The 12,106-nt window shown below is 42.6% G+C and carries 12 protein-coding genes and 1 tRNA gene; 4 read left to right on the forward strand and 9 right to left on the reverse strand.

The window, feature by feature from the left end:
- Positions 1-3: 3 nt before the first annotated feature.
- From rpsO to rimP, 6 genes are all read right to left on the reverse strand, one after another.
- Entirely contained in the window at positions 4-270 is a 267-nt protein-coding gene (rpsO, locus tag EHQ49_RS15190; protein WP_100742754.1) for a 30S ribosomal protein S15, read from the reverse strand.
- 26 nt (positions 271-296) lie between these two features.
- Positions 297-1,226, reverse strand: coding sequence for a tRNA pseudouridine(55) synthase TruB (truB, locus tag EHQ49_RS15195; protein WP_135580485.1), 930 nt, complete (start codon positions 1,224-1,226; stop codon positions 297-299).
- Positions 1,227-1,339: 113 nt separating this feature from the next.
- Positions 1,340-1,765 carry a 30S ribosome-binding factor RbfA gene (gene rbfA / locus EHQ49_RS15200; protein WP_135580486.1) on the reverse strand — a complete coding sequence of 142 codons (426 nt, stop codon included), beginning with the start codon at positions 1,763-1,765 and terminating at the stop codon, positions 1,340-1,342.
- A 10-nt stretch (positions 1,766-1,775) separates the two neighbouring features.
- The gene (infB, locus tag EHQ49_RS15205) at positions 1,776-4,508 is read right to left on the reverse strand and encodes a translation initiation factor IF-2 (protein ID WP_135580487.1); all 2,733 of its coding nucleotides are present in this window, start codon (positions 4,506-4,508) and stop codon (positions 1,776-1,778) included.
- 15 nt (positions 4,509-4,523) lie between these two features.
- Complete coding sequence (gene nusA / locus EHQ49_RS15210; RefSeq protein WP_135580488.1) at positions 4,524-5,921, reverse strand: transcription termination factor NusA; 1,398 nt, start codon at positions 5,919-5,921, stop codon at positions 4,524-4,526.
- 4 nt (positions 5,922-5,925) lie between these two features.
- Positions 5,926-6,435, reverse strand: coding sequence for a ribosome maturation factor RimP (gene rimP, locus EHQ49_RS15215; RefSeq protein WP_135580489.1), 510 nt, complete (start codon positions 6,433-6,435; stop codon positions 5,926-5,928).
- Positions 6,436-6,546: 111 nt separating this feature from the next.
- Between rimP and EHQ49_RS15220 the strand changes: the two genes are divergently transcribed.
- The 4 genes from EHQ49_RS15220 to EHQ49_RS15235 are packed head-to-tail and all read left to right on the forward strand — an operon-like array spanning position 6,547 to position 10,497.
- The gene (locus EHQ49_RS15220) at positions 6,547-7,653 is read left to right on the forward strand and encodes an LIC_12708 family protein (protein WP_135580490.1); all 1,107 of its coding nucleotides are present in this window, start codon (positions 6,547-6,549) and stop codon (positions 7,651-7,653) included.
- Positions 7,654-9,144, forward strand: a complete 1,491-nt coding sequence (locus EHQ49_RS15225; protein ID WP_135580491.1) for an NAD(P)H-hydrate epimerase — start codon at positions 7,654-7,656, stop codon at positions 9,142-9,144.
- The gene (locus tag EHQ49_RS15230; RefSeq protein WP_135580492.1) at positions 9,144-9,761 is read left to right on the forward strand and encodes a hypothetical protein; all 618 of its coding nucleotides are present in this window, start codon (positions 9,144-9,146) and stop codon (positions 9,759-9,761) included. Before EHQ49_RS15225 ends, EHQ49_RS15230 begins: the two co-directional genes overlap by 1 nt.
- Positions 9,754-10,497 carry a methylenetetrahydrofolate reductase gene (locus EHQ49_RS15235; RefSeq protein ID WP_135580493.1) on the forward strand — a complete coding sequence of 248 codons (744 nt, stop codon included), beginning with the start codon at positions 9,754-9,756 and terminating at the stop codon, positions 10,495-10,497. The genes EHQ49_RS15230 and EHQ49_RS15235 overlap by 8 nt, the downstream gene beginning before the upstream one ends.
- A 60-nt stretch (positions 10,498-10,557) precedes the next feature.
- Here the strand turns inward: EHQ49_RS15235 and EHQ49_RS15240 are convergent, their stop codons facing one another.
- The 3 genes from EHQ49_RS15240 to EHQ49_RS15250 all read right to left on the reverse strand — a co-directional run bounded on the left by EHQ49_RS15240 (position 10,558) and on the right by EHQ49_RS15250 (position 12,089).
- Positions 10,558-10,977, reverse strand: a complete 420-nt coding sequence (locus tag EHQ49_RS15240) for a DUF1398 domain-containing protein (RefSeq protein ID WP_135580494.1) — start codon at positions 10,975-10,977, stop codon at positions 10,558-10,560.
- Positions 10,978-10,987: 10 nt separating this feature from the next.
- Positions 10,988-11,458, reverse strand: coding sequence for a MarR family winged helix-turn-helix transcriptional regulator (locus EHQ49_RS15245; RefSeq protein ID WP_135580495.1), 471 nt, complete (start codon positions 11,456-11,458; stop codon positions 10,988-10,990).
- A 556-nt stretch (positions 11,459-12,014) separates the two neighbouring features.
- A tRNA-Arg gene (locus EHQ49_RS15250) sits at positions 12,015-12,089 on the reverse strand.
- Positions 12,090-12,106: the final 17 nt, after the last annotated feature.

Raw genomic sequence — 12,106 nt, forward strand, 5'->3', positions numbered from 1 at the left:
GAATTACTTCCTAAGGCCGAGTTTTTCAATCAGCTTTTTATAACTTTCTACGTTGGACTTTTTAAGGTATTCCAACAAACTCTTTCTCTGGTTCACCATTGCGATTAGACCGCGGCGAGAGTGAAAGTCCTTCTTGTTCGCTTTGAAGTGCTCAGTAAGGTCTTTGATTCGAGAGTCGAGAAGAGCGATTTGTACTTCTGCAGAACCTGTGTCGTTTGGTTTGCTACCGAATGTAGCAATGATCTGCTGTTTTTGTTCTTTTGTGATCATACTAGTGTCCAGATTTTAAGAAGGACTCATTTAGAAAACATAATTTTTGCAGAAGGGTCAAAAAATACTTTTCTGTACCGGTAGGGAATGTGCTCCGGTTTCCCTTCGTAATCACACCAGGCAAGAACGGTGGTTTCGTCCGCGTCCACGATATAAAACCCGTTTTCTACAGGTGTCGGGAGTTTGTCCCAAATGTATCCCCCGTGGATGACGGCCTTTTTTTCTTGGGCGTCTACGATCCGGACAGGAAGCGGGAACACTTCTTTCCAATTTCGCAAGTCTTTGGGGGAAATTTGGTCTAGGGTTTTCACTCCGTTCAGATGGAATTCGCCAATGGATTCCCGCACAAGCCGTCCCAGAGAAAGAGGAATCCCCCATTTTTCAGAAAGGTCTAAAATGATTTTGCGAATGTATGTTCCGGAACTCACATGGATCCGAAACGAAAATCCAAACTCTGTCTGCAAAACATCTTCTACTTTGTAGATCGAAATGGGTCTTTCCTTTTCCTCTACGACGAGTCCCTCTCGGACTAGATCCGACTGGCGTTTCCCTCCGACTTTCAGAGCCGAAATTTTCGGTGCTTTTTGGGAAGTCAGTGTTGTGAGTTGCGTAAGTTCCGCGAGCAATCGTTCTCTTGGAAATTCGGAGACAAAACGGGGAAGGAAGTTTTCCCTATCGTCTACTTCCACCACTCCTTCCGGATCCCCAGAATCGGTTTTGAATCCGACCACCACTTCCGCAAAGTAAGACTTATCTTTTCCGAGAAACACTTGGGAAAAAGCAGTATAATCCCCACAAGGCAAAATGAGTAGGCCTTCCGCAAACCGGTCAAGAGTTCCGGTATGTCCCACTGACTTTTGACCTAAGATCCGTTTGGTTTTTAGAACCAAATCGGAACTTGTGATTCCCGGTGGTTTGTAGACAAATAAATATCCAGAATGGTAGGGTTTAGACATAGGATAGAATCACCTAATCAAAGCAAATTGTAGTCAGTGTAAAATCACTCGAAGGCAAATTTACCTTCGTCTATTTTTTACTCTTTTTCCCAACCACCACCATCTGTTTTCATTTAGGATGGAGAATCTGAATCCGTATCGTCACTATCTTCTTCGGTTTCGGATTCTTCAGGATGGAGTTCTTCGAATAAAGTTTTTGGTTTGGATTCATCAATCAGACGATTCACTTCCAAACTTTTGATGTAGTTATTGTCCCAGACAAATGTAAATCTTGGGTTGGTATGAAGGTGGAGATTTTTTCCTACAAGAGAAGAAAGAAAACCAGCACAAGAAACAAGTCCTTGTGTGAGTTTTTTTCTTTCATTGTTATTACAAAGAGCCGTGAAATAGACCTTCGCATATTGAAGGTCTTCACTGATCTCAATCCGATGGAAACTCGGTAAAAAGACTCTGGGGTCCTTTACCTTACCTTCCAAAATCGCAGTGGAGATAAGGCGAATGATCTCCGATTCGAGTTTTTTCATTCGAATGGGATTCATTTAAGCCGCCTTACAGTTTACGAGCAATCTCGCGAATCTCGTATGCTTCGATTTCATCACCCACAACAAAGTCGTTAAAACCATCGAGTAAGATACCGCACTCGAATCCAGTGAGAACATCTGCCACATCGTCTTTCATACGTTTGAGGTTTTTGATCTTACCTTCCCAAGTGATTTCACCAGACTCGCTCGAGATCACTCGAACGTAAGCTTGTTTCGTGACCTTACCAGATTTAACCATACAACCTGCAATGTTACCAACTTTAGAAATTTTGAATACGTCTCGGATTTCTACCTTACCGATTACGTTTTCTACTTTTTCAGGTTCAAGCATTCCTTCCATGGAAGCTTTCACTTCGTTAACCACATCGTAGATGATGCTGTAGTATTTGATTTCTACTTTTTCTTTCTCAGCGAGAGATACCGTTTTTGGATTCGCACGTGTGTGGAAACCAATCACGATTGCATTGGATGCCGATGCCAAAATGATATCGGAATCTACGATGGCTCCCGTTCCTGCATGGATTACATTCAAACGGACATCCACAGTAGAAAGTTTTTCTAATGCTTCTTTTACCGCTTCTGTAGATCCGCGAACGTCCGCTTTGATGATGACTTTGAGTTCTTTGAGAGCACCTTGTTTGATGATCTCACTCATGTTATCGAGTGTGACACGAGTGGCCGCATTTTTCGATTGGCCAAGCCTTTCATAATCTTGACGGCTATGAGAGATAGAACGTGCTTCTTTGTCATCGATCACCACATCAAATGGTGCTCCTGCATCTGGAACTCCATCTAGTCCTGTCACAAGGGCAGGGAAAGATGGACCCGCTTCACGGATGGAATGACCAAGGTCATCATACATGGCTCGCACACGACCTGCGTGAACTCCCGCAACAAAAGCATCTCCTACACGAAGAGTTCCGTTTTGGATGAGAACAGTTGCCACAGCACCACGACCTGGATCGAGTTTTGCTTCGACAATGGTTCCTTTTGCTTTTCGTTTTGGATTGGCTTTGTGATCCAGAAGTTCTGCTTGGATGAGAAGCATCTCTAGAAGTTTATCAATTCCAATATTATTTTTAGCAGAAATCTCACAGAAGATGGTAGTTCCACCCCACTCTTCTGGTTGTAATCCGTAGTTAGAAAGTTCTTGTCTCACCTTTTCTGGATTAGCTGCTGGTAAATCAATTTTGTTTACTGCAACGATGATCGGTACTTCTGCTTCTTTTGCGTGGTTGATGGCTTCAATCGTTTGAGGCATGACCCCATCGTCAGCAGCAACAACAAGCACAACAATGTCAGTAACCGAGGCACCACGTGCTCTCATGGAAGTAAAGGCTTCGTGACCAGGAGTATCGAGGAAGGCAATTTTACCACGATTGGTTTCTACTTGGTAGGCACCAATGTGCTGAGTGATTCCACCTGATTCTCCTTCTGCCACTCGTGAAGAACGAATGGTATCCAAAAGTTTGGTTTTACCATGGTCAACGTGACCCATAATGGTAACAACTGGAGGACGAGTGATATAGTCTTCCGGTGCATCCTTTTCTTCTTCGATCACAGTTTCATCGTAAAGGGAAACAATCTTCACTTTACAACCGTAATCATCAGCGAGGATGGATGCAGTTTCGGCATCGATCACATTGTTAATGGTAACCATCATCCCCATTTTCATGAGTTTACTGATGACTTCACCAGGTTTTAAATTCAGTTTTTTAGCAATCTCTCCCACTTGGATGTTTTCCAAAATGGAGATTTCTTTAGGAACAGCAGCAAGAGCTGCGGCCTGCGCTTTTTGTTTGCGGAAAGATTGTTTGAAGAACTTAGTGTTCTCGTTTTCTTCTCTTCCACCTTTTTCTTTATCGAATACTTTCTTTTTCGCACCGCCAGGTCCGCCCGCACCAGGGAGTCCACCCGGAGCACCAAACGGAGCATCACCAGGGGGTCTTCCAGCACCGGGGCCACCTTGACCAATGGGTCTTGCACCACGGTTTCCTTGATATCCACCAGGACCACCTTGGCCTGGTCCACGATTCCCTTGGTATCCACCGCCACCTTGGCCTGGTCCACGATTCCCTTGGTATCCGCCACCACCTTGGCCTGGTCCGCGATTCCCTTGGTATCCGCCACCACCTTGGCCTGGTCCGCGATTCCCTTGGTATCCACCGCCACCTTGGCCTGGTCCGCGATTCCCTTGGTAACCGCCACCTTGGCCTGGTCCACGATTCCCTTGGTATCCACCGCCGCCTTGACCTTCCGGTCTTTGCGGACGAGGACTTGTCGGGCGGGATACGATCGGGTTACGATCTTCTTTTCTAAAATAACCTTGGTTTCCTCCCCCTTGTTGGCCGCCTTGGCCACCACCAGAACGGTAGTTAGGAGAAGAAGTATCACCAGAGAGGATGGATTCTGGTTTACGATCCATCGGAGGTCTCTCTCGTTCTGGTTGTGGTTCCGGTTTTCTTTCTGGCCGGGACACAATTGGTGATGCTTGGGAAGGAGCTTGAGGACCGGAACCGAGTCCCTGTCTTTTGGCTTCCTCACGAATGAGTTCATTCAAATCCTTTTTTTTGTCCGAAGCAGGAGAAGTTGATTTCGCTTCTGCGCTTTGTGGACTCGCACTGGATTCTTTTTTCTCATCTGCAGGTGCCGCTTTTTTCTTGATGACAAGTTTTTTCTTGGTTTTGTCACCACTGGCTCCCTGCTGGAGGGTTTCTTTAATCGATTTTTGCTCTTCCATAGTATGCCTTAAAACTTAACCCTCTTCTACCCATTCGATAGATTCACGTAGCAGACGCAAAATTTGTTCTGCTGTTGTTTTCCCGATTCCGGAAATTTTCGAAAGTTCCTCTTGGCTGAACTCGAGAAGGGTTTCCACATTTTTGATCCCGCCGGCTTCGAGAAGACCAACGATCCTTGGAGTGAGTCCTGGAACTTCGGATAACGGAGTGTATCCGGAATCCTCTTCATCCTCGTCTGCACTTTCACCATATTGGTCTTCCGATTCTTCCATTGCCTCTTGTTGGGCATTGAAGAGTCGATCCAGTTTTTCACGAGCTTCCGGAGAAGCCAGTTCTTGGTTGTATTGGGATACAGTTTTGATATCGATTTTGAAACCAGAAAGTTGAGATACCAATTTTACATTGGATCCGTTGATTCCGATGGCAAGAGAAAGAGATTCATCTGGAACGATGACAAGAGCATCTCCTCTTTTTCTATCCACATGCACTTCTACTGGTTTTGCAGGAGAGATCGCATTGGCAATGAATACACTTGGTTCATCTGAGTGAAGGACGATGTCGATTCTTTCGTTTCCAAGTTCGCGAACGATGGCTTGGATTCGAACCCCTTTCATCCCCACACAAGCTCCCACAGGATCTACATCAGACTTACTAGTGGTAACTACCACCTTAGTTCTGTAAGATGGAATGCGAGCTACATCTCGGATTTCCACAATGCCATCGTACACTTCGGGAATTTCCATCTCGAAGAGTTTTTTGACAAAGTCACCAGATGCACGTGAAAGTGTGATGACAGGCATTGGTTCGCGAGGTCTTAGTTCCACTCTGGAAATGATTGCTTTGAGACGATCCCCTTGGCGGTATTTTTCCCCAGGGTTTTGGTCTTTTTTCAACATGATCCCTTCTACCTTACCGAGGTCGATGGACATGATGTCTTTTTTCCAACGTTGGAAATATCCGTGTGTGAGCTCGCCTTCTTTGGATTTATACTCTTGGTAGAGTAATTCTTTTTCCATATCACGAAGACGTTGGAAAACCATTTGTTTGGCTTGGCTAGAAAGAACCCGAGATAAGTCTTGAGGTTTTTCAAACACACGCATTTGGGTTCCTACTTGTGCAGTAGGTTCCAATTTGGTTGCCTCTTCCAGAGATATCTCTAAAGGGTTTGTTGTTTTATCTTCTACCACGTCACGAAGGACAGAGATGATGATTTCGTTTTTGTTGTCGGAACCGAAGTCTACTTGGCAACGGTCATCTGTCTCTGCTTCCAAACCGACTTTTTTGCGATAGGCGGCGAGAAGTGAGTCTCGGATGACACCGAGTACGAGTTCTCTATCAAGAGATTTATCCTGACAGAATTGTTGGATGGCTTCGAATAGCCCAGTTTCTTTCGTTGCTTGTTTTGTCGCCATAGTCTTAAATTTCTAAATACAAATTTCCCTTTCGTATTTCTGCGATGGGCATAGATACCGATTTTTGGTTCTTTTTGTGTCGAGTTTTACGATCGTAAAGCGTAAGCTCAACTGAATCCCCCGAAACCGGTCCCAAACGATACAATCGTTTGTCCCATTTCCCTGCTTCCAGCGGCACTTCTAGTTTGACTAAAAGTCCTTGGAAACGACTTAAATCCTCCGGCAGACGCAAAACACGTTCTGCTCCCGCGGAGGAGACTTGGAGAGTGAAATCAAATTCCTCTCCCCATAAATCCAGCTCCTCTTTGAGTCTCCTAGACACAGTCTCACAGTCTTCTAAACTAGCGGAGCCAGTTTTGTCTGCGAGATGATCCAGTTCTATCTCAATGAGGGCGTGGTTTTTCCGATTCTGTACTTGGAGCGAAAAAAGCGCTAGAGGTGGAGCGAGAACACGTAAAATAAGTTCTCTGATGTTTTCCTCGGTATATACCAAACCATTTCCAAAAGATTCCAAAAGGAATCCGTATAAGAGACCCAGCTCATGCTAAAATTTAACATGTCTACTGTCAAGCTAGGAAAAGCGAGTTGTCCTGTAAATAAAAAATTAGGGAATGGATGTTGCACCATGCGAACCCTTTATCTTTTCCTCACCCTCATCTTTTCCGTATCCTGCCTTCGTTTCCGAGTGGAAAACTTAAAAGAAGAAATCCTATTCCGCATCCCACTGGGACAAACAAATGAAAGTTTTGAGGGTGTTGTGGTGAACCAAGTACTCACCAACGTTCCATTGACCATCCCCAACTCCTCCAATATTAGCGCAATGGCGGATAATAAACAAGCCGTAATCAAACTTTTTGACAGAAATGGAAGGCTTGATGCCACTCTTGGGAACCCTGATTTCAAATCGGTTTCCGGAATTCCTCATTACCCATTTCGATTTGGTGGGATTGGAATCGTGGCCATGAACGAAGATGGAGACCTAATTGTACAAAATAGGATTTCATCTAAGGGAATGGAACTTCCCCAAGGCCAAGAAAACCTATACAAAACGTACAGTGGTGCGTTTTCGACTCAAGGAACGACGGTGCTTCCTTCTTTTCTTGTACAAATTTCACAAAAAGGTGTCGTGAAATTTATGTTAGGGGCTTCTGGAAAAAACTCAGAACCCTTTCGTTACATTGAATTCATTTTACCCGGCGAAGGCGAAAAATTATTTGTCTACCACCGCATTGCAGAAGAAATGCGACTTTCTTATTTTGAGGAAGGAGAACTCAAAGGAAACTTAAAAGAATCGGGCCTCGATGTATTTGCGAGTAATGATGCCAAAGAATATGACATCACTCTAGACAAACTCCTCCCCCATCCAGAAGGTGAGTATGTTCTCGGATCGTTTAGTTATTATTCTAAAAAAGACAAAAGGTTTAAGTTCAGACGGATCTTTCGTTTTGTTTTTGATTCCAAAAGTTCAGAATTTTTAAAAGAAATCCAAGACCCTTCGGAAATTTTATTTTCCATTCGCAACAACGGGGAATTTTATATTTGGGAAACAGAAGACGGTGGGAATGCAGCAAGGCTCCAAGTCCACGATAAAGAAGGAAACCATATCAATAACAAAAGGATTCCTTTTTCCAGTCCCCGTGGCCAATGGCGAGAAACTTATACCGATGCTTTTGATAATATTTATTCGGTTCGTATACGCGCAGGGGCCTTGGAAGTCTATCGTTGGATTTAAATGAAACAAAGTCCTCTTTTCACAAATAAAGAATCCAAAGCACTTGATTCTCTTGCTATAAAAGAACTTGGGTTTAGGGAAGAAACCCTTATGGGAATGGCGGCTCTTTCTGTATTTCATGCCAATGAAGATTTATGGAAAACCGCAGAATCGATTTGGATCCTTTCAGGAACGGGAGGAAACGGAGGCGATGGTTATGCCCTCGCCCATACTCTTTACCAAGAAGGATACAAAGTTCGTTCGTTTTCCACTGCACCAAACAAATCAGAGGCGGGAAAGTTCTATGAAACCTTGGTTTCTAAAACCCTGGGTGCTATTGGAAGTATTGATGATTTTTACAAGGAATGGGAAGAGGCAAAAGAAGACTCGGTTTTACTTGTAGATGCGATTCTCGGAACCGGATTCCAAAACGAACTTTCGGAAGAACTCACAGAGCTGATTGAAACCATCAATGATTCCGATGTCTTTTTTTACCGGTTGTCACTCGACAGTCCCAGTGGTTGGAATCCTTATGCACTCGGGAAATCAGAAGAACCAAATGTTTTTGTTTATGCCGATTCCATTGAAGAACTAGGAACAAGGAAATGGGAAAACGTAGGATTTATTTATGAAAAAGATGCCATCATTCCTAGATACTACGAATCCATTGGATTTCCGATCAGAACTCACCTAAGTAATGTTACTTTTTCGAATCGGTATTATTTAGAAGCAGATCCGGAATCTGCCATCCAAACCCTCAAAAGAAAAAACAAAGACCATAAATACAGTGCCGGTTCTGCTATTTTCTATGGTGGAGAAACAGGAATGGAAGGAGCCATCCTCCTTTCGGAACAAGCTTTCTCTAGACTCGGTGGAGGGATTAACAAAATTTTCTCCCCTTCTACAAAAATTTCCTCCCTCGTTTTAAAAGAAGATCTTTCTAAAATGGCCCAAACATCGTCCATCTCTGAAATTTCGAATGATCCATTTTTTGCTAAAACAAAAACTTTGGTAGTCGGTCCTGGACTCACAAAATACCCCAAAGATTTGGAAGGATGGACTCTGCCCGAAGGTAAAAACCTGATTTTGGATGCAGGCGCCATCCCAAGTTTCGGGAATAAACTCCCACGAGGAAACCAAATTCTACTCACTCCCCATGTCGGTGAACTGAATCGAATGACGGGAAAAACCCATAACTCTGTGCAGGCCGCCTACGATACATTAATCGAATTTTGCCCACAAAACAATGTTTATGTGTTACTCAAATCCTTTGTGAGTTTACTTGTTTGTCCTGATGGTTTTTCTTATGTTTGGGAATCACCCAATCCTAAACTTGCGACTATGGGAACTGGAGATTTGTTATCAGGAATCCTAGCACGTTACTTAAGTTTGGATTTAACAATCCCAGAATCTGTGCAGTTAGCTTTATCATTACTTGACCATTCCAAACAATTGGAAGAACCCTATCCTTCTGCTCACCAAATCCTAAAGTCTCTTGTGGAGTTAGTGTGATGAGTAAAGGATATCACTCTCGTTCGCCGGAAGAATTTCGCGACTACCTAAAACAGATTGGGGATAAAAACAAAAAAACAAGATGGAGACAAATTGTCATCCTCATTGATTTAGTTCTTGTGATTCTTATTTTTTACATTGGATTTCGAGCTTTAAATCCAGGAAGTTTCCAAAACAGAACTCAGTCCGACAAACAGATCGTAGACGGATACCCTACTTATTTAAGTTTGTCCAGAGAGGAAGATGAAAAGTTCCAAGGTTATTTTTTATTTATAGAAAATAATACAAAAAATCCACTTCAAGTTCCAAACCCTAAGTGGAAATCGGAATTTCGAATCAAAACAAAACAAGGCATTTTGTGTTTCCAGGAAGAGATTGTTTGGGAAAGTAGAAATATTCCACCAAATGCTAACGGATTTTTATACCATTCGGTTTCCAAAGAAAAATGGAAGTCCTTAATCACTGAATGTCGGAAAGAAATTTTTGATGAAGAAGCCTCTATTTTTCGTTCCAAGTTTCGTTCTTTAGATTTAGGATTTTATTCTCAAGTGCTTGTTCATTCTGAGGACAGAACGTATACCTTTCAAATCAAACAAAAACCCTATCCAAATGAATAAAATATTACTGGAACTTGTTCCAAGAGACCTTGAGACAATCTTAAATGAAGCAAACTATGTCAAAGACAACTGTAGCCAAATTTCAGGAATCAATATACCTGATTTATTGCGATTTGAAACACGAAGTTGGAATGCAGCTGCAAAAGTTAAGTCTATTTTTCCAAACGTAATTCCTCATATACGAGCCATTGACTTTGATATTGATAATTGCGACCAAATCATACAATCTCTCTCTGAAAATCAGATTTCCTCTGTTGTAGTAATCAAAGGTGATCCACCGACCGATATGTCGAAAAAAGTCTATCCGACAACTTCGATCAAAATGATAAAAAAGTTAAAAAAAGAAATTAGTTCTCTGAAGGTTTATGCTGCTGTTGATCAATATCGAGTTGGTATCAAAGATGAATTTGATTATATAGAAATGAAAAAAGATGCAGGTGCTGATGGATTTTTAACTCAGCCTTTCTTTGACTTAAGACTTATAGATATCTTTTCCGAAAAACTGAAAGGAATGGATGTATATATTGGGATCAGTCCAGTCATCACAGATAAATCCCAAAGTTATTGGGAATCGAGAAATCGAGCTTATTTTCCCAAAGATTTCAAACCGACAATGGACTGGAATATTGGTTATGCAAAAAAAGTGATTCAATATTGTTCCCAAAACGAATTGAATTTGTATTTGATGCCAATTCGAATTAACCTAGAAGGATATTTAAAAGATTTATTCGAATAAAAAGTGGCGTATACAAACTGCCGGTTGATACCGCCATCCCAAAAATCGCAAAAACTAAAATTACTTTGGAAGAGTCACAGCAGGATACTCTTCTAAATAACTTTCTCCTTTGGCTCCGTAATAAATAACTTTTCTTCCAATCAAATCAACATCATATCCGACAACACCTGCTTCCCAAGCTGATTTGAGAAATTCAAGGAAACTACTTTTCCCTTCTTGGTCTGTGCGTAGAGCTTTGATTAAACCTTCACGATTAAAGATAGGAATCTCATGGACTCCCGTTACAATTGGGTTACCTTGTTGGACTACAGAACCGTCTTTCATATGATAGATGGCTTGGCAAGAAGGTAGAACCCAACGGTTCATACTGACTCCAGCTTCCCTTAAGACTTCCGCTAAGGTTGGGAAACCGCCTACTTTGGGTCGAATGGACATCGCCAATTTTTGTGCTTCCGTGAGTTTTGTGGTTAGATTGGTCATTGTTATCTCCTCATTCAATTGGGTTTAAATTTAATTTATGCGTTTGGGCTAGTTTGATGAGAGTCTTTCGGAGTTGGTCTTTTTCCGATTTGGAAAGCAAAGAAAAAAAAACGGAATCGTTTTCATCTGCGATTAATGAAAGTTTAGGAACCAGTTTTGCTCCTTCTTTTGTAAGTTTGATTTCTTGGTAACGCCGATCTTCACTTGCTTCTTCACGACTCACAAGGCCTTTGTTGAGTAATCTGTCGATGAGTTTGGATACGGCTCCCCGACTGAGTCCGGTGATCTCTGCCACAACACTCGGTGAAGTATTAGTGTCATAAGAATACATTTCCCTGAGGATCACCCATTCCGCAACGGTCACATCCAAAACTTCAAGTTTCCTCGCAAAGGAATGAGAAACGGCATTAGAAACAACCCGCAAATGGTATCCCAGATGAGATTTTAAATGACTTGGTTCTACAACACCCGGTTTTGTCATAAAGAAAATATAGTTTCCTAGGAAACTATTGTCAAGGAAATTAAATGAATTAAATCGATCTGATGAGGGAATTTTTTACCATTTGAATGGATAGAAAACTAATCATGGACGAAGGGTGAAAGGAAATGAAGACATCTATTTTCCATTCATAAAATGCGAAAGGGATACGACGGGCTTGGTCTGCCAAAGGCAGACGGGAGCGAACGCGCACCCCAAAGTAGCCCGGTCCCTGGAAAAGAAAAAACTCCAATAAAGAATGGATCAATTGGTAGTATGAAAGAGACGAGGGATTCGCCCCCTCTCTTATGTTCTGTAAGATGAGGTTCGAATTTCGAGTGATAAAAAATTTGGTGCCCCAGGAGGGAATCGACCTCGCCGCTGGTTCGCCATCATGGCTCACCAACGCTTTGAGGCACGGTTTTGTTCGTCGCCTCCCATCCGGGTCGGCTTGTCCAAAGCACTGCTCCCTATGGGTCGCAGTCCTTTGGCTCACTAAACTGTTCGATTCCCAGTTAAGTTCAGTTAGCTATATTTGAATTTCGAGTGATAAAAAAATTGGTGCCCCAGGAGGGAATCGAACCCCCACTGTCGGTTCCGAAGACCGATGTTCTATCCGTTGAACTACCAGGGCATGGTGACAGATGTATT

Origin of the sequence: Leptospira perdikensis, assembly GCF_004769575.1 — a bacterium.
Taxonomy (GTDB): Bacteria; Spirochaetota; Leptospiria; order Leptospirales; family Leptospiraceae; genus Leptospira_A; species Leptospira_A perdikensis.

What these genes read in the sequence shown, in the direction of transcription:
- rpsO (WP_100742754.1), bottom strand. Translation starts at nt 270, where the DNA reads ATGATCACAAAAGAACAAAAACAGCAGATCATTGCTACATTCGGTAGC.
- truB (WP_135580485.1), bottom strand. Translation starts at nt 1,226, where the DNA reads ATGTCTAAACCCTACCATTCTGGATATTTATTTGTCTACAAACCACCG.
- rbfA (WP_135580486.1), bottom strand. Translation starts at nt 1,765, where the DNA reads ATGAATCCCATTCGAATGAAAAAACTCGAATCGGAGATCATTCGCCTT.
- infB (WP_135580487.1), bottom strand. Translation starts at nt 4,508, where the DNA reads ATGGAAGAGCAAAAATCGATTAAAGAAACCCTCCAGCAGGGAGCCAGT.
- nusA (WP_135580488.1), bottom strand. Translation starts at nt 5,921, where the DNA reads ATGGCGACAAAACAAGCAACGAAAGAAACTGGGCTATTCGAAGCCATC.
- EHQ49_RS15220 (WP_135580490.1), top strand. Translation starts at nt 6,547, where the DNA reads ATGCGAACCCTTTATCTTTTCCTCACCCTCATCTTTTCCGTATCCTGC.
- EHQ49_RS15225 (WP_135580491.1), top strand. Translation starts at nt 7,654, where the DNA reads ATGAAACAAAGTCCTCTTTTCACAAATAAAGAATCCAAAGCACTTGAT.
- EHQ49_RS15230 (WP_135580492.1), top strand. Translation starts at nt 9,144, where the DNA reads ATGAGTAAAGGATATCACTCTCGTTCGCCGGAAGAATTTCGCGACTAC.
- EHQ49_RS15235 (WP_135580493.1), top strand. Translation starts at nt 9,754, where the DNA reads ATGAATAAAATATTACTGGAACTTGTTCCAAGAGACCTTGAGACAATC.
- EHQ49_RS15240 (WP_135580494.1), bottom strand. Translation starts at nt 10,977, where the DNA reads ATGACCAATCTAACCACAAAACTCACGGAAGCACAAAAATTGGCGATG.
- EHQ49_RS15245 (WP_135580495.1), bottom strand. Translation starts at nt 11,458, where the DNA reads ATGACAAAACCGGGTGTTGTAGAACCAAGTCATTTAAAATCTCATCTG.